5 protein-coding genes are annotated in these 2,955 nt (G+C 64.4%); 2 read left to right on the top strand and 3 right to left on the bottom strand.

Translation table 11 applies throughout. The features are described from left to right. The 3 genes from VJ811_RS17935 to VJ811_RS17925 all read right to left on the bottom strand — a co-directional run. Positions 1-269: hypothetical protein (locus VJ811_RS17935; RefSeq protein ID WP_324074898.1), on the bottom strand; the 269-nt coding region annotated here is incomplete at its 3' end. A 211-nt stretch (positions 270-480) separates the two neighbouring features. Further along, entirely contained in the window at positions 481-780 is a 300-nt protein-coding gene (locus VJ811_RS17930) for a DUF1153 domain-containing protein (RefSeq protein WP_037518529.1), read from the bottom strand. A 2-nt stretch (positions 781-782) separates the two neighbouring features. Next, a complete protein-coding gene (locus VJ811_RS17925; RefSeq protein WP_324074897.1) occupies positions 783-1,163 on the bottom strand; it encodes a hypothetical protein in 381 nt (126 codons plus the stop codon). Positions 1,164-1,295: 132 nt separating this feature from the next. Here VJ811_RS17925 and mnmA point away from each other — a divergent pair, with 132 nt between their 5' ends. After that, positions 1,296-2,456 carry a tRNA 2-thiouridine(34) synthase MnmA gene (gene mnmA / locus VJ811_RS17920; RefSeq protein ID WP_414711975.1) on the top strand — a complete coding sequence of 387 codons (1,161 nt, stop codon included), beginning with the start codon at positions 1,296-1,298 and terminating at the stop codon, positions 2,454-2,456. Between the two features lie 54 nt (positions 2,457-2,510). Beyond that, the gene (locus VJ811_RS17915) at positions 2,511-2,930 is read left to right on the top strand and encodes a hypothetical protein (protein WP_324074895.1); all 420 of its coding nucleotides are present in this window, start codon (positions 2,511-2,513) and stop codon (positions 2,928-2,930) included. Positions 2,931-2,955 lie beyond the last annotated feature (25 nt).

The following is a 2,955-nucleotide window of genomic DNA, read 5'->3' as shown; positions in this document are numbered from 1 at the left end:
GCCGGCGGCGTGGTGGGGGCGACTTCCGACGGAGCGATTTCGCCATTGTCGTCCATCGCGTTGGCCTTTTCCTCGCCGGCGGCTTCGACGGCGTCGGCCTTCGCTTCGGTCGCTTCCTTGGCCGCGCCCTCGGGCATGGTGTCGGCCTGCTCGTCGATCACGTCGGCCTTGGCTTCGGCCTGATCCTCGACCTTGTCGGCGGCCGGGCTCTGGCAGGCGCCGAGCGCGAGGGCCGAGGTGGCGGCGAGGGTGATGAACATCTTGCGCATATTGAATGACTCCCAAAGTTGACTCGGAGCCTTAACGCGGGGTGAACGCGAGGGTTGCAAGGAAATTAGCATGACCTTGAAATCACGCGGATTCTTTTGGTATCGCGTTGTTATGGGCAGGAACTGAGGGTGGTGTCCTTGCCCCTGCGCCGGCAAAAAAAAGAGGGCGCCCGAAGCGCCCTCTCTCGTACCTGGTCCGGTCCCGCGGCCTTTAGAAGCGCTGTTGGCGCTCGTAGAGGTCGCGGTAGTGCTGGATGCGCGTGACGCGCAATCCGGGCATGCCGCTGCGGTCGATCGACCGCTGCCAGCCGGCAAATTCCTCGAGGGTCAGCCCATAGCGTTCGCACGCTTCGTCGACGGACAGGAGCCCGCCGTTAACGGCCGCGACGACCTCTGCCTTGCGGCGAACGACCCAGCGGGTCGTCGACGGCGGCGGCAGCGAGTCCAGCGTCAACGGCTCCCCGAGGGGGCCGATAACCTGTGCGGGCCGGATTTTCTGATTCTCGATCATAGTCATTCCACATTTTTACCGTCGGAGGGGGGTGTGTCCGACGCATTCATATCTAGAATCGAGGGATTCAACATCGGCTGAAATCCTCTGGTAAACAGGCTGTTCATAGTTTCGGGCAGGGCGTTCACATCGTCGGACAAATCGAAGAAACGAACGACCCGCGGAGCTTTTTGTTCCATCCTTGCGCGCGTCCCGCAAAATATGTGGCGCACGGCGTTAAGCTTCGCCGCATGGTGTTCGCGATGCGCCTGCGTCCGCAGCTGCCGCACCGTCGGCAGGGCGGCCTGGCGCGCGCTGGACACGGCCAATATGATGTCGAAGCCGGGCTTTGACAGCTTGGCCGCACCGGCGATGCGCGGAAGATCGGACGGGACGAAGTTCATGCGACTCGTCTACGTCAGAGGAGCTAAGGTCCCGTAAATGCCCGTTTCAGAACCTGTTAGCGAAGCTTAACCCCCGTCAATATCTTGACACTTCGCGCGGAAAAGCTGGCTTTTTTGGGTTCGTATCCCTAGATGGCGCCGATCATGATCGAGACGATTCCTTCCCCTGCCAGGCTTGCCCAGGCCGACTTCCAGCTGCCGATGCCGCTGAAGGACCGGCGAATCGTCGTCGCGATGTCGGGCGGGGTCGACTCGAGCGTCGTTGCGGCGCTCGCCGCGCGCTCGGGCGCCGAGGTGATCGGCGTGACGCTCCAGCTCTACGATCATGGCGCGAAGGCGAAGCGCGTCGGGGCGTGCTGCGCCGGGCAGGATATCCGCGACGCGCGCGCGGTCGCCGACCGGCTGGGTTTCGCGCATCATGTCTATGACCATGAAAGCCGCTTCCGCGACACGGTGATCGACCAGTTCGCCGACGAATATCTGTCGGGACGGACGCCGATCCCCTGCGTGCGCTGTAACATGGGGGTGAAGTTCACCGACCTGTTCCGGCTCGCGAAGGAGCTGGGCGCCGATTGCCTCGCGACCGGCCATTATGTCCGCCGGATGATGGGGCCGCAGGGTGCCGAACTGCATCGTGCGGTCGACCCGGCGCGCGACCAGAGCTATTTCCTCTTCGCGACGACGCAGGACCAGCTCGACTTCCTGCGCTTTCCGCTGGGCGGCCTTGAGAAGAGCGTGGTGCGCGAGATTGCGCGCGACCTGGGACTCGGCGTCGCGGGCAAGCCCGACAGCCAGGATATCTGCTTCGTCCCCGACGGCGATTATGCGACGCTGGTGCGCAAATTGCGCCCCGAAGCCGACGATCAGGGCGACATCGTCCATGTCGACGGCACCGTGCTCGGCGCGCACAAAGGTTTGATTCATTATACCGTCGGCCAGCGGCGCGGGATCGAGATTGGCGGGCAGGCCGAACCATTATATGTGGTGCGCCTCGAAGCCGCGACGAAAGCGGTGGTCGTCGGACCGCGGCGTGCGCTTGGCGTTTCGGGCGCGCGACTGGGCGAGGCGAACTGGCTGGGCGCGGTCGACGGGCGCGATGTGCTGGCGAAGGTGCGCAGCATGGCGAAGCCGGTGCCTGCGCGCGTCGCGGGCGACCGGCTGATTTTTGCCGAGGCCGAATATGGCGTCGCGCCGGGGCAGGCGGCGGTGCTGTACGATGCCGCCGACAATTCGCGCGTGCTGGGCGGCGGCTGGATCGAAGAGACGTTCGCAGCGGACCTTAACCCGGAATAGATTGAACTTCCTTCCCCAATGGCGCAGCCTACCGGCAAATTGGGGAGAAAAATGATGGTCAATTGGGTCTTGCGCGGCGCCGTCCTGCTGTGGGCGCTGTTTTTCTTCATTGTTGGCGCGCGCGGATTGTTCGACCCCGCGAGCTATACCGAAACCTTTGGCATATTGGTCGCGGGTCCGGCGGCCAACACGATCCGCGCCGACCTGTCGGCCTTTTTCCTTGTCGCTGCCGGCGCCGCCGCGATCGGCGCGCTGGTGCCGGGCTGGCTGCGCGCGCTGCTCGTTCCCGCCGCGCTCTACGGCACCGCGCTTGCGGGGCGGTTGTTCGGGGTGGCGAGCGGGGATCAGGTTAATGCCGGCATTGTGCAGGCGATGATCATCGAGGCGCTGACGGTGCTGTTGATGGCGGGAAGCTGGTGGGTGCTGTCACGCCCGGCGGCAAGCGAACCGGTTGCGAGTGATATGGTGCATTGAATTGGGAATGGCGGCTAGCGACCGG

The sequence above is a fragment of the Sphingopyxis sp. genome, assembly GCF_035250425.1.
GTDB lineage: Bacteria > Pseudomonadota > Alphaproteobacteria > Sphingomonadales > Sphingomonadaceae > Sphingopyxis.
Note: the sequence above shows the minus strand (reverse complement) of the source record. Positions and strands in the feature narration are given on the sequence as shown.

Bases quoted from the DNA above. Each gene is read 5' to 3' on its own strand.
- VJ811_RS17930 (WP_037518529.1), bottom strand. From the start codon at position 780: ATGATCGAGAATCAGAAAATCCGGCCCGCACAGGTTATCGGCCCCCTC.
- VJ811_RS17925 (WP_324074897.1), bottom strand. From the start codon at position 1,163: ATGAACTTCGTCCCGTCCGATCTTCCGCGCATCGCCGGTGCGGCCAAG.
- VJ811_RS17915 (WP_324074895.1), top strand. From the start codon at position 2,511: ATGGTCAATTGGGTCTTGCGCGGCGCCGTCCTGCTGTGGGCGCTGTTT.
- mnmA (WP_414711975.1), top strand. From the start codon at position 1,296: ATGGCGCCGATCATGATCGAGACGATTCCTTCCCCTGCCAGGCTTGCC.